This is a genomic window from Flavobacterium sp. LHD-85 (assembly GCF_030929595.1).
Taxonomy (GTDB): Bacteria; Bacteroidota; Bacteroidia; order Flavobacteriales; family Flavobacteriaceae; genus Flavobacterium.
On the sequence record NZ_JAVFVR010000008.1, the window covers coordinates 164,744 to 184,457 of the forward strand.

Sequence of the window (19,714 nt, forward strand, 5' to 3'; positions counted from 1 at the left end):
ATCTGCCAAATCTGCGTGAAATAAAAATCATCGCAAAGACAATAAAATAATACCATGAAAAAGTTTTTTTTACATCTTACCTTAATCATTTCACTCTTCACAATTTCGGCGAAAGCCCAAACCAAAATCATTGTGAGCGATTTAAAATGCGAAATGCTAACGAATCCGGAAGGAATTGACGTTTTACAGCCAAGATTGAGCTGGAAAATTAAAGCAGAAATAAATGATGTAAAACAAACTCATTATCAAATTTTAGCTTCTTCGTCTTTAGAAAAATTAAATGCTGGAAATGCAGATTTATGGGACAGCGGAAAGGTACAAAGCGACGAATCTGTCAATGTGATTTATGACGGAAAAAAGTTAAAAGACAGACAAGACGTTTATTGGAAAATACTTGTTTTTACCAATAAAGGCGAAGTTCAATCAAAAGAAACAGCACATTTCAGCATCGGAATTTTAACGTATGCAGATTGGAAATCGACACGATGGATTGGATATGAAAAAACGTCGAAGGGAGATAGTATTTCGCAGTATTCTCGATTATCAGCGAGGTATTTAAGAAAAGAAATCGATTTAAAAAAGAAAGTCAAAAGTGCCAAGGTCTATATCATAGGAATGGGCTTGTACGAGCTGTATATTAACGGAAATAAAATTGGCGATCAGGTTTTGGCTCCCGTTCCTACGGATTATACCAAGAATGTAAAATACAATGTTTTTGATGTGACTTCACAATTGCAAGAAGGGAAAAATGCATTAGGAACCATTTTAGGAAACGGACGTTTTTTTACCATGCGTCAGGATTATAAACCTTATAAAATCAAAACTTTTGGGTATCCGAAAATGGCTTTGCAGTTGTTTGTAGAATATACAGATGGAAGTAAAGAGGTTATTAGAACAGATGATACTTGGAAAATCACAACCGACGGACCAATCTTATCCAACAACGAATATGACGGTGAAGAATACGATGCCCGTAAAGAAATGAAAGGCTGGAATACCATTAATTTCAATGATAAAAAATGGCTTTCGGCAGAATATGTTCAGGAACCGGGCGGATTTTACGAAGGGCAGATGTCGGCGAATATGAAAGTGAAACGCGAAGTAAAACCGGTTTCAATTAAACAAACGCCAAAAGGAACTTATATTTTGGATATGGGGCAAAATATGGTGGGCTGGCTGCAATTGAAAGCGAAAGGAAATTCGGGAGATAAAATCACTATGAAATTTGCAGAATCTTTACAACCAGATGGTTCGTTATATATTGCGAATTTACGTGATGCCAAAACAACTGATATTTATACTTTAAAAGGTGAAGGCGAAGAAGTTTGGGAACCTCGTTTTATTTTTCACGGTTTTAGATTTGTGGAGATTTCAGGTTTCAAAACAAAACCGACTTTAGAAAATTTCGTTGGAAAAGTCGTTTATGATGACATTGTCACAACAGGAACTTTTGATTCTTCAAACCCAATTATGAATCAGATTTTTAAGAATGCATGGTGGGGAATCAGCGGCAATTATAAAGGAATGCCAATCGATTGTCCGCAGAGAAATGAGCGTCAGCCTTGGTTGGGAGATAGAACTACCGGAGCTTATGGTGAAAGTTTTTTATTCGATAATCAGACTTTGTATGCAAAATGGTTAGATGATATTAAAAATGCCCAAACTATTGATGGGGGAATTCCAGATGTGGCACCAGCTTTTTGGCGTTATTATGGAGATAATGTGACTTGGCCGGGAACTTATATTACTGTTGCAGATATGCTGTATCAGCAGTTTGGCGACAAAAAAGTAGTGGAAAAACAATATCCGTCTATGAAAAAATGGATGGATTACATGGAAGAAAATTATTTGGTTGATGATATTATGACCAAAGACAAATACGGCGATTGGTGTGTTCCGCCAGAATCTTTGGAATTAATTCGTTCGAAAGATCCTTCTCGTTTAACTGATGGTGAATTGATTTCGAGTGCGTTTTATTATCAGCTTTTAAATATCATGAAAAAGTTTGCTGTAATCGCAAATTCGCAAAATGACATTAAACATTATGATGAATTAGCTTCAAGAATCAAAAAAGCTTTCAACGCTAAATATTTTAATGCAACCAAAAACAATTACGCCAATAATACCGTAACAGCCAATTTACTGCCTTTGACTTTCGGAATGGCTCCAGAAGAATTGAAACAAAAAGTTTTCGAAAATCTGGTACATGAAGTGGAAGTGACTAAAAATGGTCATGTAAGTACAGGAGTTATTGGAACTCAGTTTTTAATGCGAACATTAACCAATTTTGGTCGTGGAGATTTGGCTTTCAAATTAGCCTCAAACAAAACGTATCCAAGCTGGGGTTATATGGTCGAAAACAGCGCAACTACGATTTGGGAATTATGGAACGGAAACACAGCAGATCCAGCGATGAATTCGCAAAACCACGTGATGCTTTTAGGCGATTTACTGATTTGGTATTACGAAAATATGGCGGGAATCAAGAGCAATCCAGAAAATCCAGGTTTCAAACAAATTATCATGAAACCAGATTTTAGTGCGGGATTGACTTATGTAAATGCGTCTTACGAATCGATTTACGGAACGATTAAAAGTGACTGGAAAAAGGATAAAAAAGCTTTGGTTTGGAATATTACTATTCCTGCGAATACTTCTGCTGTTGTTTATCTTCCGTCAAGCGATATTGCAGCTATTTCAATCAATAAACAGAAGCTGGATAAGACTTCTTACACTTATTCGGTAGAAAAAAATCAAATAATTGTCATACTTTCGTCAGGAAATTTTGCGATAAGCGTTAAATAATCTGCATTTTTAGTAATTCGGGACAGTACAGGATACATTGTTAATTTTTTGGTGTTATTTTTACACTTATTAAATATTTTTACCTAAAAAAATGTTAGGTATGTATTTATAGTCAAAAAAAATAATTCATAATTTAATTAAGAATGAAGATAACAAAATTAGCATTTGTCTTGTTTGGACTTTTCCTTTTAGGAAGTTGTAAATCGGCTTTAGAGAAAAAGACTTGGAAAGAAGGAATTTTAGTAGATCAATTTGTTTACGATAAAGCGCCTTATCCATCTTGTCATGCGATTACAATCGTCGAAGCTACAAATGGTGATTTAGTTGCTTCTTGGTTTGGAGGAACTCACGAAAGAAATCCTGATGTTTGTATCTACGTAGCCATTAAACCAAAAGGAAGCGACACTTGGAACGAGGGCGTAAAAGTTGCCGACGGTGTCATGAAAGAAGGACCGAGATTACCAACTTGGAATCCAGTTTTATATCAAATTCCGGGTGGCGATTTAATGTTATTCTACAAAATAGGACCAAAACCATCAGAATGGTGGGGTGTAATCAGAACTTCATCTGATGGTGGAAAAACGTGGTCTGAAGCTCAAAAAATGCCAGACGGTTTCTTAGGGCCAATCAAAAACAAACCTGTTTTATTAAGTAACGGAACTTTATTATGTCCGTCAAGTATAGAAGGCGACGGCTGGAGACTTCGTATGGAATCTACTCCAGATTTCGGAAAAACTTGGGTAATGGGCGATACGCTACCAAGAGGAAAACAAAAAATCAATGCAATTCAGCCAAGTATTTTATTTCATAAAGACGGAAGCATTCAAGCAATCGGAAGAACTAGAAACAGAGCGATTTTCAGTACATTCTCAAAAGATAACGGAAAAACTTGGTCGGATGTTGAGTTAATCGGACTTCCAAATAACAATTCAGGAACAGATGCCGTAACACTTAAAGACGGTAGACATTTATTAGTTTATAATCACGTTTTGCCTCCTGGAAAAGAAGCAAAAGGGCCAAGAACGCCTTTAAACGTTTCGGTTTCGAAAGATGGAATTCACTGGAACGCTGCTTTAGTTTTAGAAGATTCAAAAATCAGCCAATATTCTTATCCTTCAATGATTCAAAGTTCAGATGGAATGGTGCATATCGTGTATACTTGGAGAAGAGAAAAACTGAAATATGTAAAAGTGGATCCAAGTAAATTGGTAGCACTTCCGATCAAAAACGGAATCTGGCCAGGCGACGAAGGAAAAGTAGTTACAGCGGTAAAAGCAGAAGAAGAGTAAAATTAAGTTCGCCACGAATTTCACTAATTTCCACAAATTTTTTAAAATAATAATTCGTGAAAATTCGTGGAATTTGTGGCAAAAAAATATAAAGCCACAGATTAAAAGGATTAAAATGATTTTTTATTCTAGTTAATCTCTAAAATCTGCTCAATTTGTGAGAGTAATTTTTTTCACGCAGATTTAGCAGATCGAGCAGATTTTTTAATCCATTTAATCTTTATAATCTGTGGCAAAAAAAATATAAGTATGAAATCTAAAAGAAATTTAATTGTTGCTCTACTTGTTGTTTTATCAACAACATTTAATAGCTGTGCAACGGCTCAGTCTTCCAATAAAAAGCAAAAATATAAAGTTGCAGTTTGCGACTGGATGATTTTAAAAAGACAAAAATTAGGTGCTTTTGGTTTAGCAGCTGAAATAAAAGCTGACGGAATCGAACTGGATATGGGAGGTTTAGGAAACAGACCAACATTTGACAGTAAATTAGGAGATCCTGTAGAGAGACAAAAATTCTTAGATAAATCAAAAGAAACGGGAGTAGGAATCAGTTCGATTGCCATGTCTGGATTTTATGCACAGTCATTTGCCACAAGAGAAATCACACCAATGATTACAGATTGTATTCAGGCAATGAAAAACATGAAAGTAAAAGTGGCTTATCTTCCGTTAGGAACGCAAACCGATTTAGTTAAAAATCCAGAATTACGTCCAGAAGTGATCAAGAGATTGCAATGGGCAGGAAAAGAAGTGGGGAAGATTGGTGGAGTAATTGCAATTGAAACTTCTTTGAGTGCCACAGAAGAGAAAAAACTTTTAGACGAGGTTGGTTCAAAATATATTAAAAGCTCTTTCAATTTTGCGAATGCTTTAGATAATAAAAGAGATATTTCATCAGAATTAAAAATCTTAGGAAAGAAATATGTGGCTCAGATTCACGCTTCAAACACCGATCAGTTTTGGTTAGAAAATGACAAAGCGATCGACATGCCTAAAATAAAAGCAACATTGGATGAAATGAAATGGAGCGGATGGCTAATTGTGGAGCGTTCTCGTGATGTAACGCAAGTGCATAATGTAAAAGCCAATTATGGAGCTAACGTCGCTTATTTGAAGAAGATTTTCCAGAATTAGACAATAAACAGTGATCAATATGTAATCGTTAAACAACACAATTTTTCACTATAAATCTGCCGAGTCTGCTAAATCTGCGAGAGATATTTTTCACGCAGATCGGGCAGATTTAGCAGATTATTTTTAGAATGAATACCCAAAAACAGCATACTATGAAATATTTACAATTACTTTTTTTATGTCTTTACGTCTCTTTCGCGACAGCGCAGAACATCACAGTAGTTAGTGATCCGAGTTCGCCAAGAGCAAAATTTGGAGCAGCCAAATTATCTGAAACCCTTACTACAAAAGGATTCAGCGTAACTTCTTCTGATAAATTCAAAAAATCAAAAGATAAAGTAATTGTAATTGGAGAAAAAGGAACTGATTTCTGGAAACAAAATGCTAAAAGCGCTAAAATCGACAACAGCAAATTAACCAAGAAAGAAGGCTTTCAAATTCGTACTCAAAATAATGTAATTTATATTGAAGGTACAGATGCTAGCGGAACATTGTACGGCGCGCTTGAATTGGCAGATCGCATTAAAAGTTCAGGTCAGCTTCCTTCAGAAATCAATATTGACGATAGTCCAGAAATGGTGCTTAGAGGCGCTTGTATCGGAATGCAAAAACCAGTTTACCTTCCAGGACGTGACGTTTATGAATATCCATATACACCAGAAACTTTTCCATGGTTTTACGATAAAGCGCTTTGGATTAAATATCTAGATATGCTGGTAGAAAACCGCATGAACTCTTTGTATTTATGGAACGGACATCCTTTTGCATCTTTAGTAAAACTAAAAGATTATCCATTTGCGGTTGAAGTAAGTGATGAAGATTTCAAAAAGAATGAAGAAATCTATAAATTCTTAACGGTTGAAGCGAACAAAAGAGGAATCTGGGTAATTCAGATGTTTTATAATATTATTGTTTCTAAACCTTTTGCAGAGCATTACAAGATTAAAACGCAGGATCGTTCTCGTCCAATTACGCCTTTATTATCAGATTATACAAGAAAATCTATTGCTGCTTTTATTGAAAAATATCCAAACGTTGGATTAATGGTTTGTTTGGGAGAAGCTATCAACACCGTTGATGATGATGTCGAATGGTTTACCAAAACGATTATTCCGGGTGTTCGTGACGGTTTACAAGCGTTAGGAAAAACAGAAGAACCGCCAATTATTCTTCGTTCTCATGATACCGATGGCCCTCTGGTAATGGAAAAATCACTTCCGCTATATAAAAATCTTTATACAGAAAGTAAATATACAGGAGAATCTTTAACAACTTACACGCCGGGTGGACCATGGGGAGAAACGCACAAACAGTTGAGTGCTCTTAAATCGATTCATATTGAGAATGTTCATATTTTGGCCAATTTAGAGCCTTTTAGATATGGTTCACCAGATTTTATTCAGAAAACCGTAAAAGCAATGCACAGCGTTCACGGCGCAAATGCACTGCATTTATATCCGCAGGCATCTTATTGGGATTGGCCATATTCGGCAGATAAAACAAAATCAGGAGAACGTTTATTAGAAATGGATCGTGACTGGATTTGGTATAAAGCTTGGGCGAGATACGCTTGGGACAGCAAAAGAGATCGAAAAGAAGAAGTTAAATTTTGGGATAATGATTTAGCTGCGAAATTCGGAACTTCTCAAGAAGCAGCAAATAATATTTTAAAAGCGTACGAAGAAACTGGGGAAATTGCGCCAAAAACATTAAGACGTTTCGGAATCACAGAAGGAAACCGTCAGACTTTATTGTTAGGAATGTTCGAAAGCCAATTGGTGAATCCGTCAAAATGGAGAGTTTATCCGGGATTCCATGAATCTTGCGGACCAGCGGGCGAATTGCTTTTAGAATATGCTAAAAAAGAATGGAACAAAGAACCGCATTCTGGCGAACTTCCAACTCAAATTATTGCTGAAATTACAGAACACGGAAGATTAGCTGTTGAAGCTATTGACAAAGCTGAAGCGAGCGTAACCAAAGATAAAGAAGAATTTGCAAGACTTAAAAATGATATGCATGCGTATAAAGCTTTTGCTGATTTCTTCTCAGAGAAAGTAAAAGCCGCTTTATTGGTTTTAAGATACAGTTATTCAAACGATATTACTGATTTAGATAAAGCTTTGCCTCATTTAGAAAAAAGCATTGAGTATTATGAGTTATTGGTAAAACTAACAAAAGATACGTACTATTATGCCAACAGTATGCAGACGGCTCAACGTCGAATTCCGATTGGAGGAGATGATGGAAACAATAAAACTTGGGCAGAATTGTTACCGCATTACGAGCGTGAATTGGCTAATTTTAAAAGAAATCTAGAGAAGCTAAAATCTTCTAAAGATGGTAAAATTGAAACCAAAGAAGGAAAACCTTGGAAACCAGCTGAAGTAACTTTCATCGATGAAAAACCAGGAACGTATTTAGTTAAAACAGGAACAAAAGTTTACGGAACAGATATTTCTGAGTTAACTAAAATTGCTCCAGAGCTTCAAAATCTTAAAGGATTCTCATTCGTAGAAAACGATCAAAATGAAAAAGGAACCCATTTGAAGTTTAGAAATACAAAAGCCGTTAAATTAGTGGTGGGTTATTTCAATTCAGATCAAAAGAGATTTTTATTACCGCCAAGTTTAGAGACAGATGCAGCAGGAAATGCGCACGGTCAAGCCGAAGTGATTCTGGCAAGTGCAATGAATTTAAAAGAGTTACCACGTGTAAACATTCATACGTATACGTTCCAGCCGGGGGAGAATAAATTAGATTTAGGAAAAGGAAAAGTATTGATTTTAGGTTTTATCGATGCAGATCAAACGATAACGCCACGTGATGTCGGGTATATCGATGCAGGAGAAAAAGCAGCCATTGATTGGTTGTTTTATTGAGAATAATTTGGGCGTGTCCCTTCGGGTCGGGCTTTCGGCTATATTCCCGATTAACAAAAACTACGGCTAAAAAGCCTTGTTTTTCTAAATCGGGAGATACCGCCTCAATCCCTCACGCAAACGTAAAGTTAGACCTGACGGGTTTTTAAAACCTGTCAGGTCTACTAACGGGTCTCTTTACGTCGAAATGACAAAAAGTGGAGTAAAATAAAAACTTTAATAACCTTATATTACTTATATGGTTTAATAAGAAAATATGAATAGAATAGTTTTTTTTATTTTTTGTTTTTTTTCAAGCCTTTGCTTTGTTTGGAGTCAGAGCAAAGATTCGGGGAAGTTTCGTAAAGAAATTTCGCTGAATTCGTCTTGGGAAACCGTAATACTGGATAATCTTCCGCTGAAAGAAGAAGATTTTGTAGAAAATCCAAAAACTGATTCCAATTGGCAAAAGGTTAGTGTGCCTCACAATTGGGATCAGTATTATGGTTTCAGAAGAACAAAACATGGAAATTTACATGGTACTGCCTGGTACAAAAAAACGCTAAAACTTGATAAAAAAGAGAGTTCAAAACAGCATTTCCTTTATTTTGAAGGAGTAAGTTCCTATGCAACAGTTTGGGTAAATGGCAAAAAAATAGGGGAACACAAAGGCGGAAGAACCACTTTTACAGTTGATATTACCAAAGCGGTTTCTTTCGACAAAGAAAATATCATTTTAGTAAAAGCATCACATCCATCCTTTATTGCCGATTTACCTTGGGTTTGCGGTGGATGTTCGGGAGAATGGGGATTTTCTGAAGGTTCTCAACCAATGGGGATTTTCAGACCAGTTGCTTTGGTAATTACAAACGATGTTAGAATTCAGCCTTTTGGGGTTCATATCTGGAATGATAAATCGATTTCAAAACAAAAAGCCATTCTTCAGACTACAACCGAAATCAAGAATTACAGTGCTTTACAGCGAAATTTAACCATCGAAAATATTCTTTTGGATGCTTCGGGAAAGAAAGTTGTGATTACAAAAAGCAACAACAAAATCAATTCGGGAGAAACAAAAGAAATTGCTCAGACACTTCCTGAGATTCAGAATCCACAATTATGGTCGCCATCTAATCCGTATTTGTATAAATTGGTTACTTCAGTTTACGAAAACGGAAAAATAATCGATCAGTTAACAACTTCGTACGGAATTCGCTGGGTAAGCTGGCCAGTTAGTCGAGATGGAAAAGACAATCGTTTTTTCATAAATGATGAACCTGTTTTTATAAATGGCGTTTGTGAATACGAACATTTAATTGGAAAAAGTCATTCGTTTTCAGATGAAATGATTCATTCCAGAATCGAACAAATCAAAGCAGGCGGATTTAATGCTTTTAGAGAAGCGCATCAGCCTCATAATTTATTATATCAAAAAGAATTAGACGAAAACGGAATCCTGTTTTGGAGTCAGTTTTCGGCACATATTTGGTACGATACGCCAGAATTTAAAGAAAACTTCAAAACTCTTTTACGAGAATGGATTAAGGAACGCAGAAACAGTCCATCTGTAGTAATGTGGGGATTGCAGAACGAAAGCACGATTCCGAAGGAATTTGCGGAAGAATGCACGCAGATTATCCGTGAAATGGATCCGTTATCTGCATCGCAAAGAATCGTAACAACTTGTAACGGTGGAGAAGGAACAGATTGGAATGTGGTTCAAAACTGGTCAGGAACGTATGGCGGAGATCCGTTAAAATACCATTTAGAAATGACCACTCAGTTATTAAACGGAGAATATGGCGCATGGCGTTCAGCCGATTTACACACCGAAGGAGAATTTGACCAAAAAGGAACTTTGAGCGAAAACCGTTTTTCTCAATTAATGGAAATTAAAGTTAGAGAAGCCGAATCTGTAAAAGATAAAATTGCGGGACAATTCAACTGGCTTTTTGCTTCGCATGAAAATCCAGGACGCGTTCAGAATGGAGAAGGTTTTAGAGACATTGATAAAGTTGGCCCAGTCAATTACAAAGGACTTTTTACGATTTGGGGCGAGCCTTTAGATGCATTTTATATGTACCGAGCGAATTATGTTTCAAACAAAACCAATCCGATGGTATATATTGTTTCGCACACTTGGCCGAGCCGTTGGGAAAAAGTGGGAATCAAAAACGGAATTGATATTTACTCGAATTGTGATGAAGTAGAATTGTTTAATGACGTAAATAAATCTTCTTTAGGCAAACTAAAAAATCCAGGAATCGGACAGCATTTTCAATTTAATAATGTCAATATTCAATACAATGTTTTATATGTAGTTGGTTATGTAAATGGGAAAGCGGTTGCTAAAGATTATATCGTTTTAAATAATTTTCCAAAAGCGCCAAATTTTGATGCTTTAATCACTAATAAAACTGATATTACAAAAGCAAAAAGCGGTTATAATTACATTTATAGAGTAAATTGCGGAGGTTCAGAATTGACAGATTCTGCTGGAAATACTTGGTTTACCGATACACATAAAAACGGTCAAAACAGTTGGGGTTCTTTATCTTGGACAGATAATTTTGAAAAACTGCCTGATTTTTTTGCCAGTCAGAGAACAACTTTCGATCCTATAAACGGTACAAAAGATCCTGAGTTGTTTCAAAGTTTTAGATACGGAGTTGATAAACTGCGTTACGAATTTCCTGCACCAAACGGAGAATATTTAGTAGAATTATATTTTACAGAACCTTGGTACGGAACAGGTGGCGGAATGGACTGCAAAGGCTGGCGTTTATTTGATGTTGCCATTAATGAAAATGTAGTTTTAAAAGATTTTGATATTTGGGCAGAAGCAGGACACGACAACGCTTTAAAGAAAACTTTTGTTGTAAAAAGTATAAATGGAAAAATTGTAATTTCATTTCCAAATGTAAAAGCTTCACAGGCAATTATTTCGGCAATTGCTATTGCGACAAAAGACATTCATGCAAGACCAGCTTCAGAATCTTCAAAAAACATTCAGAATTTGGTTTTAGATTCTTATGATAAAACCAACAGAATAGCTTCATGGCTGGATATTAATTCAAAACAATATTCTGACTCTGATATTGTTTTTACCGAATTGCCTTCAGAAGTTTTTGGTGCTGATTATTTACAGTTTTCATCTAATTCTAAAAATAAAGGTTCGTTTACTGCAAAAGAAGATTCAGATATTTATGTTTTTGCTGATGCTAAATTCAAAACGTCAGCAAGTTTTTCGGACTATAAAAAAATAGAGGAAAAAGCGAAAAACAGTAATGGTACTTCATTTGATGTTTTCACTAAAAAAATAAAGAAAGGCGAGAAAGTTCTTTTTGATAATTCGGAAAACATAAACACAATTGCTGTAGTTCCAACTTACGATATGGGCGAAAAAGACGATTCTAGACCAGTCGTAATTATCGAAGCAGAAAAAACAAAAACAACGGGAATTGGAATTGAAAAAGGAAATTTCAAAAAAGCCGATTATATTGAGTTCACAAAAAAGACAAACAACAGCATCGAGTTTGAAGTAAAACCCGGAGTTGCAGGAATTTATTTAATGCGTTTCCGTTTTATGAATAGAAATGAAACTCCAATGAAAGTGAAATTCAAAATGGAAGATGCGTACGGAATTTTAATGCGAAATGACACGATTGAGTTTTTCCCTTCACCTGAAAAATGGAAGATTTTAAATACGACTTCTGGAGGTTATATTAATGCAGGAACATATAAAATTACGTTGGAAGGTGATGATTTGAAGGGATTAATGTTGGACAATTTCGAATTTCAGTAAGTTTTTTGAGGTTCAAAGAGGCAGAGTGACAAAGGAAGAGAGGTTTAATTAGGATTGCATTGTAGAGACGCACCGCAGTGCGTCTACGCTCCAATTGTCCATACTGTGTGTTAGACGCACTGCAGTGCGTCTCTACAGAAAAATACAATTAGAATAAAAAACATATTTATGATCAAACATAAAAACATATTTCAAAAAATTACAATTACCTTATTGTTTTCAGTATCAGTTTTTGCGCAAAAGCAAGCCAGAATTGTAGAAGATTTCAATAAAAATTGGAACTTCAAATTAGGAGATTATCCTGATGCGATAAATGCTAATTTCAATGTATTAGATTGGAGAACACTTCAATTGCCTCACGATTGGAGTATTGAAGGCGCTTTTGATAAAGATGCCAAAACCAAACAAGCACAAGGATTTTTATCGGCTGGAAAAGGCTGGTATCGTAAAGTTTTTACTATTCCTGCAAATTGGAAAAACAAAACAGTTTCGATTGAATTTGATGGTGTTTTTAAGAACAGTGAAGTTTTCATTAATGGAAAATCATTAGGAGTTCGCCCAAATGGTTATATTTCTTTTGGATATGACTTGACGCAATATTTAAACTTTGGAAAATTAAATACGATTGCCGTAAAAGTTGATAACGATGCACAACCGAATTCAAGATGGTATACAGGTTCAGGGATTTATAGAAATGTACGTTTAGTTGCAACTAATAAAATTCATGTAGCAAAATGGGGAACTTATGTAACTACAAGAATTATTTCTAAAGAAAAAGCTGTTGTTGATATTGATATTGACGTTAAGAATGATTTGACTAAGAATAAACTTTTTAAGTTAGTCTCGACAGTTTTAGATAAAAACAATATTGAAGTAGCAAAAGGAATTTCCGATGGAAATATTCCTGCAAATTCAATATTACAAGTTAGACAGAATATCAATATGGAAAACCCAATTCTTTGGGATACAGAAAATCCATATTTATATAAAATAAGCACTAAAGTTTATGATGGCTCAACTTTAATTGATACCTATGAAACACCGCTTGGTTTTAGATACTTCAATTTCGATTCAGAAAAAGGATTTTCATTAAACGGTGTTCCAACTAAAATTTACGGCGTTTGTCTGCATCATGATAATGGCGCTTTGGGTGCGATTGAAAATATTCATGCCGTTCGTAGGAAACTGACTTTGATGAAAGAAATGGGAGCCAACGCTATTAGAATGTCTCATAATCCGCATTCTTTGGAAATGATGCAATTGTGCGACGAAATGGGATTCATTGTTCAGGATGAAGCTTTCGACGTTTGGAAAAAGAAAAAAGTAACCAACGATTACCATAAAGATTGGGATGCTTGGCACAAACAGGATTTAGAAGATTTTATCAAAAGAGATCGTAATCATCCTTCAGTTATGATGTGGAGTATTGGGAACGAAATCAGAGAACAGTTTGATTCAACTGGAATCGCGATTACCAGAGAATTAGCTAAAATTGTAAAATCACTAGACACAACTCGTCCAGTAACTTCGGCTTTGACCGAAAATGTAATTGAGAAAAACTTCATTTACCAATCGGGAGCTTTGGATCTATTGGGATTCAATTACAAACACGAAGATTATAAAGATTTCCCAACTAAATTTAAAGGGCAAAAAATATTAGCTTCAGAAAGTGTTTCGGCTTTAGAAACGCGCGGACACTATGATTTTCCTGATGGAATTAAAGCGTGGCCAACAAAACATGGCGCTGCATTTGACGGAAATGCCGATTGGACAGTTTCGGCTTACGATCAGGTAAAATCGTATTGGGGAGCAACGCACGAAGAAAACTGGAAAACGATCAAAAAACAGGATTTCATGGCTGGAACTTTTATCTGGACAGGATTCGATTATATCGGAGAACCTGATCCGTACCCATTTCCTGCAAGAAGTTCGTATTTCGGAATTGTTGATCTAGCTGGACTTCCAAAAGATGTGTATTATATGTACCAAAGCGAATGGTCGAACAAAACGGTTCTGCATATTTTACCACATTGGAACTGGAAAAAAGATCAAGAAGTTGAAGTTTGGGCGTATTATAATAATGCTGATGAAGTGGAATTATTCCTAAACGGAAAGTCGTTAGGAAAGAAATCAAAACAAAATGATGATTTGCATATTTCTTGGCGTGTAAAATTTGAACCGGGAACATTAAAAGCAATTTCAAGAAAGAATGGAAATGTAGTTTTAGAGAAAGAAATTCATACCGCTGGAGAAGCTTCTAAAATTGATTTAAAAGCTGAAAAAACTACAATCAAAAATGATACTTACGATTTGGTTTACGTTACGGTTTCAATGTTGGATAAAGACGGAAATTTAGTACCAAACGCAATGGATTTAATCAATTTTGAAGTAAGTGGTGGAGGAAAATTAGTTGGGGTTGATAATGGTTATCAGGCCAATTTGGATTCTTTTAAAGCCAATTCTTGTAAATTGTTTAATGGGAAATGTATTGTGATAATTCAGTCGAATGGGAAAAAAGAAAATATCAAGTTGAAGGCGACAACTCAAAATTTGCAAGCTTCAACAATTGAAGTTAAAGTGAATTAATCTCGCAAAGTTACGAAGTCACAAAGTTTTTTTAACCATATAAGTTATGTAAGCGATTTTAAGTTTTTACTTAATTGAACTTACATAACTTATATGGTTTATTTTTATTAAAAACTTTGCGTCTCTGCGACTTTGCGAGATTCTTTTATACATTTATAAAAAAAAAACAAATGACACCTACTTTTTTTGCAGATCAGAACGATTTTAGAAAATGGCTAGAGAAAAACCACAAAGGCGAAAAAGAATTTTTGGTAGGTTTTTATAAAGTTACAAGCAAAAAACCTTCTATGAGTTGGTCAGAATCGGTTGATCAGGCGCTTTGTTTTGGCTGGATTGATGGTGTTAGAAAATCTATTGATGCAGAAAGTTATACAATTCGTTTTACGCCGAGAAAACCTTCAAGTATCTGGAGTGCCATTAATATTCAAAAGATAGAAGATTTAACAAAAGCGGGTTTAATGACCGATGCTGGTTTAAAAGCGTTTAGTTTTAGAACCGAAAATAAGTCTAAGATTTATTCGCACGAAAAAGAACCAGTTCCGCTTTTGGAATCGTATGAAAAAGAGTTTAAAAGCAACAGAACCGCATGGGAGTTTTTTGAGAAGCAATCGCCTTCATACAAGAAAGTTATGATTCATTGGATTATGAGTGCCAAACAAGAAAAAACACAGCTTTCAAGACTTGAAAAAACTATTGTAGAGAGCGAAAAACAGAAAAGAGTACTATAAATATTTCGAATAAAATCGTTATTTTAGTGATCTGACTTTTAGTGAAATATGGAAAAAGAAAATACCACAACAATTAAAGGGGAGATTTTGCTGGGTATTATTTTTGCCCTAGAATTATATGGCTTGCCTGTACAGTTTTATTTGCTTCTAAAAAATCCTGAATTTACTTTTTTCAGCGCAGCAGTTCGTTTTTTTAGTTTCTTTACTATTACGACCAATACGATCGTTTTTCTTTGCAGTGCTTTGTTGTTATTTGGCGGTAAAAGTAAGTCAAATGCTTTTTTCAAAAAATGTACTACAATCACTGGGATAACAGTTTACATTTTAATTGTCGGAATTGTTTTTAATGTGCTCCTTCGCCCAATTCTAGATTTGCAAGGACATCATCGCATTGTAAGTGAAATTTTCCATACTGTTGTTCCTGTTTTATTTTTCTTTTTCTGGCTGTTTTTTGTAAGTCCAGAAAAAATCTCTTTTAAGACCATTTGGCTTTGGTTGGTTTACCCGATTATTTATATGATTTATACCATATTCCACGGTTTTATTTCCAGTTTTTATCCTTATCCTTTTATAGACGTTACAAAACTCGGGTTGCAAACAGCGCTTATAAATGGGATATTTGTTTTAATCTCTTTTGTGGTTTTGTCCGTGATTTTGATTTTAATTTCAAAAACGAGAATTAAAAGAGTATAAATTATCTGTAAATGAGATTTCTTATTTTTAAAATTTCAAAAGCTTTGGAAGACAAAAATTACCAATTATATTTGAGGTAAATTCAATGATTAAAAATGTCTTTATGAATAACATTCTTTGGGAAAAAGTTCAGGATTTTAATTTTGATAATGCAATCGACCAATACGGATTTTCTACAAGATTAGCACTCGAAAATCATTGGACATTATACTTTACTCAAACTGCTTTATTAGAATATAAGAAATTCATGTTTCTGGCTGCAACCCAGAATGAAATGGTTTCTCCTTCAGGAATAGTTGATATTGTCTGGCATCAGCATTTAATTTTTACCAATTCATATACCGATTTTTGCGATCTTTTAGGTAAAAGAATAGAACATATTCCATCAACTCATAATAAATCCGAGTTTGAAAAATTTCATAAAGCAAAAGAACGCACTAAGGAGTTATATGAAATTAATTTTGGAATCCAGCCTTTGTATGTTTGGCATTATAATAATGAATTGGACTCGTTAGAACTTGAAAAAAGCAAGTTCGATATTTTAAAAGTTAAAAAAGGATTTTTAAAGTATGCTATAATCGCTTCTATTCCAGTTTGTTTATTGATTTATCCTCTTTTAATAAAAATTAAAAACCCCGATTTTTTGATTGGTTATTTTATATTGTTTTTTCTCATTATTATATTATTGGAATTTTATATAAGAAGAAGTTTTTTTTCTTTATTTGATGAAGTTAAATCAAACCCAATTGTTCAAAATCTTACTGCTTTTGAGTTGGTTTTCTTTAAAGAAGATAAGTTGGAAAAGGTGGTAGACGGTGTAGTTAATAATCTGATTCAGAATAAAAAAATAAGAATCTTAACAAACGACAGATTAGAATTAATTGATGAAAGTTTTGGGAAAAATAAGTATGAAAATTGCGTAATCGAAATCATGAAAGATTTTGACCCGATGCCTTACAGGCAACTGTGTCATGCTGTGATGCAAAAACCGATTTTTGAACAAATACAAAAAGCTACTTATAGAATTAGAAACAGAATTATTGCTTCAAAAGGATTTGCTTCTATTGTTATTTCGGCAATGATAGTTTTGGGATTATTTCTAACTATTATATTTAGCAGATTATTTACCGGAATTTGGAGAGATAAACCTGTAATGTTTTTGATATTTGCTATTATTCCTATAGTGTTAATTTCTATTGGCTATGTAAGTGGAATTATAAATTTGATGTTCTCAAAGGTTATTCCGTCTGCTTTAAAAAAGGAAATTAAAATAAACAATAAGGTTGAAGATAATTGGGAGTGGAAGTATTTTCTATATGGAAATGTAGTGCTTTCGAGTTTCTTTATTCCAATAACTAATGATAATAGTAGTACCAACAATTCTGATAACTCAAGATCTGGCAGTTCTTCTTGCGGAAGTTCTTGTGGAAGTTCTTGTGGCGGTGGCTGTGGTGGATGCGGTGGCGATTAGAAAAATAAAGTTTTCATTGTTTTTTATTCTGCAATGATAAAAAGAAATTAAATTTCTTAAATAAGTACATTTAAAACCCATAGCGCTGTGAAATCTGTTGTTGGTCGAAATTCTGTATATCAAAAAATCAATTTATAGTACATTTATGCTTTATAGACTATTTTAAAGCAAATCAGCAATGAAAAAAATATTTCTTTCCTTATGTCTTTTTGGTGTAATTTCTAGTGCTTCAAGTCAGGAATTGACGAATGCTCCAAAGCCTTTTGGACCGTTTCCAACACAAAAACAAATCGATTGGCAGGAAATGGAATTTTATGCTTTTGTGCATTTTTCGCTTAATACATTTACCAATAAAGAATGGGGTTACGGAGACGAATCTCCGGAACTTTTTAATCCGTCGCAGTTAGATGTTCGTCAGTGGGCGCGTGTGGTAAAAGAAGCGGGAATGAAAGGAATTATTCTGGTTGCCAAACACCACGATGGTTTTTGTCTTTGGCCTTCAGCATATACAGAACGTTCTGTAAAAAATTCGCCTTGGGAAAACGGAAAAGGTGATTTGGTCAAAGAATTGGCCGCAGCTTGCAAAGAATATGATTTAAAATTAGGTTTATACCTTTCACCTTGGGATAGAAATCACCCGCAATACGGCAAGCCTGAATATATCACGTATTTCAGAAATCAGTTAAAAGAATTATTGACGAATTACGGAGACGTTTTCGAGATGTGGTTTGATGGTGCAAATGGTGGGGACGGTTATTATGGCGGTGCAAATGAAACTAGAAAAATCAATTCGCTGACTTATTATAATTGGGATGAAACCTATAAATTAATTTACGATATCGCGCCAAAAACTTTAGTTTGGGGCGTTGGACCATCTGAAGCAAGATGGATTGGAAATGAAGAAGGTCGTGCAGGAAAAACCAATTGGTCGCTACTACGCCAGAAAGATGAATTGGCTGGAAAAGTGCATTATACCGAATTTATGTCTGGACACGAAGACGGAGAAAAATGGGTTCCGGGAGAAGCTGATGTCTCTATAAGACCGGGATGGTTTTATCATTCAGTTGAAGACGATAAGGTTCGTTCGCTTGACGAAATGGTTGATATTTATTACGAATCGATTGGACGAAATGCGACTTTATTATTAAATCTTCCAGTTGATACTCGCGGTTTGGTTCATGAAAATGACGAAGCAAGATTGAAAGAATTGGTTGCGACAATTAAAGCCGATTTCCAAACAGAATTACTAGCAGGAACTCAGGTTCAGGCTTCAAACATTCGTGCAAACGATTCTAATTTCGGTCCGCAAAATGTTATTGACGGAAATAAAAATACGTATTGGGCAACAGACGATAAAGTAAAACAGGCTACAGTTGAATTTACGTTTAAAAAGCCAACAGCAATCAATAGAATTTTACTTCAAGAATATATTAAATTGGGTCAGCGTGTAAAAGCGTTTTCTATTGAAGTAAAAGTGGACGGACAATGGAAAACTATTGCCAATGAAACTACTATTGGCTACAAAAGAATTTTGCGTTTAGATCGCGTTACGGCTTCGGCACTTAGAGTAAATGTATTGGATGCAAAATCGGGATTTGTAATCAGTACAATCGAAGCTTACAATGCGCCGACTTTTGTAAAAGAGCCACAAATTCTTAGAGATAAAAATGGTTTAGTTACAATTAAATCGGAAGAAGGAAATGCTATTTATTACACTTTAGATGGAAAGACGCCTACTGAAAAAAGCACTTTATACAAAGCACCATTCGTATATAATAAAGAAGTAGAAATTAAAGCTATTTCAAGAAATGCTAAAGAGAAAATCAACAGTGGCATAAAGTCGGCAAAATATGGTGTTTCTAAAGAGAAATGGAAAGTAATTTCGGTTTCGAGCGGTGATAGTAATTCGGTTGAAAAAATTATTGACGGAAATGCGAATACAGATTGGAGTTTTGGAAACGAAGAAAACAAACTGCCACAAAGTGTTGTTATTGATATGGGAGAATTGATCAGTATTAAAGGTTTTACTTATACGCCACAGCAGGTTGGTAACAATTTAAATTTGATTTCAAATTATGAATTGTATACAAGTGTAGATAGTTTTTATTGGGACAAACAATCAGAAGGAGAATTTTCAAATATTAAACATAACCCAATTGAACAAGTAAAGAGTTTTTCTGCAGTAAAAGCAAGATTTTTGAAATTTGTCGCGACAGCTGCGGTCGGAAAAGCACAAACAGTTTCGATAGCTGAAATTGGAGTTGTGGAATAAAAGTCTTTTTTTGGGAAAACAAAATTGTTTTAAAAAGAGCCGATATTGGAATATTTATAAGATTATGTTC

The 19,714-nt window shown here is 34.7% G+C and carries 10 protein-coding genes; all 10 read left to right on the forward strand.

Going from position 1 to position 19,714, the window contains the following annotated elements; genetic code table 11:
* Positions 1–54 precede the first annotated feature (54 nt).
* Positions 55–2,805, forward strand: coding sequence for a glycoside hydrolase family 78 protein (locus RB618_RS14800; protein WP_308069442.1), 2,751 nt, complete (start codon positions 55–57; stop codon positions 2,803–2,805).
* A gap of 143 nt (positions 2,806–2,948) precedes the next feature.
* On the forward strand, positions 2,949–4,094 hold the full coding sequence (locus tag RB618_RS14805) for a sialidase family protein (RefSeq protein ID WP_308069443.1): 1,146 nt from the start codon (positions 2,949–2,951) through the stop codon (positions 4,092–4,094).
* Positions 4,095–4,343: 249 nt separating this feature from the next.
* A complete protein-coding gene (locus RB618_RS14810; protein ID WP_308069444.1) occupies positions 4,344–5,228 on the forward strand; it encodes a TIM barrel protein in 885 nt (294 codons plus the stop codon).
* 152 nt (positions 5,229–5,380) lie between these two features.
* Positions 5,381–8,110 carry a glycoside hydrolase family 20 zincin-like fold domain-containing protein gene (locus RB618_RS14815; protein ID WP_308069445.1) on the forward strand — a complete coding sequence of 910 codons (2,730 nt, stop codon included), beginning with the start codon at positions 5,381–5,383 and terminating at the stop codon, positions 8,108–8,110.
* Between the two features lie 256 nt (positions 8,111–8,366).
* The gene (locus RB618_RS14820; protein ID WP_308069446.1) at positions 8,367–11,894 is read left to right on the forward strand and encodes a malectin domain-containing carbohydrate-binding protein; all 3,528 of its coding nucleotides are present in this window, start codon (positions 8,367–8,369) and stop codon (positions 11,892–11,894) included.
* 168 nt (positions 11,895–12,062) lie between these two features.
* Positions 12,063–14,480: a sugar-binding domain-containing protein gene (locus RB618_RS14825; RefSeq protein ID WP_308069447.1), complete on the forward strand. Its 2,418-nt coding sequence runs from the start codon at positions 12,063–12,065 to the stop codon at positions 14,478–14,480.
* A gap of 170 nt (positions 14,481–14,650) precedes the next feature.
* Positions 14,651–15,208, forward strand: a complete 558-nt coding sequence (locus RB618_RS14830) for a YdeI/OmpD-associated family protein (protein WP_308069448.1) — start codon at positions 14,651–14,653, stop codon at positions 15,206–15,208.
* 48 nt (positions 15,209–15,256) lie between these two features.
* Positions 15,257–15,901, forward strand: coding sequence for a Pr6Pr family membrane protein (locus tag RB618_RS14835; protein ID WP_308069449.1), 645 nt, complete (start codon positions 15,257–15,259; stop codon positions 15,899–15,901).
* A 103-nt stretch (positions 15,902–16,004) separates the two neighbouring features.
* Positions 16,005–17,372 (forward strand): hypothetical protein, encoded by a 1,368-nt coding sequence (locus RB618_RS14840; RefSeq protein ID WP_308069450.1) that lies wholly within the window; start codon positions 16,005–16,007, stop codon positions 17,370–17,372.
* Between the two features lie 178 nt (positions 17,373–17,550).
* Positions 17,551–19,644 carry an alpha-L-fucosidase gene (locus RB618_RS14845; RefSeq protein ID WP_308069451.1) on the forward strand — a complete coding sequence of 698 codons (2,094 nt, stop codon included), beginning with the start codon at positions 17,551–17,553 and terminating at the stop codon, positions 19,642–19,644.
* Positions 19,645–19,714: the final 70 nt, after the last annotated feature.

Excerpts from the sequence above, each read along its gene's own strand:
- RB618_RS14800 (WP_308069442.1), top strand. The coding sequence starts at position 55 with ATGAAAAAGTTTTTTTTACATCTTACCTTAATCATTTCACTCTTCACA.
- RB618_RS14805 (WP_308069443.1), top strand. The coding sequence starts at position 2,949 with ATGAAGATAACAAAATTAGCATTTGTCTTGTTTGGACTTTTCCTTTTA.
- RB618_RS14810 (WP_308069444.1), top strand. The coding sequence starts at position 4,344 with ATGAAATCTAAAAGAAATTTAATTGTTGCTCTACTTGTTGTTTTATCA.
- RB618_RS14815 (WP_308069445.1), top strand. The coding sequence starts at position 5,381 with ATGAAATATTTACAATTACTTTTTTTATGTCTTTACGTCTCTTTCGCG.
- RB618_RS14820 (WP_308069446.1), top strand. The coding sequence starts at position 8,367 with ATGAATAGAATAGTTTTTTTTATTTTTTGTTTTTTTTCAAGCCTTTGC.
- RB618_RS14825 (WP_308069447.1), top strand. The coding sequence starts at position 12,063 with ATGATCAAACATAAAAACATATTTCAAAAAATTACAATTACCTTATTG.
- RB618_RS14830 (WP_308069448.1), top strand. The coding sequence starts at position 14,651 with ATGACACCTACTTTTTTTGCAGATCAGAACGATTTTAGAAAATGGCTA.
- RB618_RS14835 (WP_308069449.1), top strand. The coding sequence starts at position 15,257 with ATGGAAAAAGAAAATACCACAACAATTAAAGGGGAGATTTTGCTGGGT.
- RB618_RS14840 (WP_308069450.1), top strand. The coding sequence starts at position 16,005 with ATGAATAACATTCTTTGGGAAAAAGTTCAGGATTTTAATTTTGATAAT.
- RB618_RS14845 (WP_308069451.1), top strand. The coding sequence starts at position 17,551 with ATGAAAAAAATATTTCTTTCCTTATGTCTTTTTGGTGTAATTTCTAGT.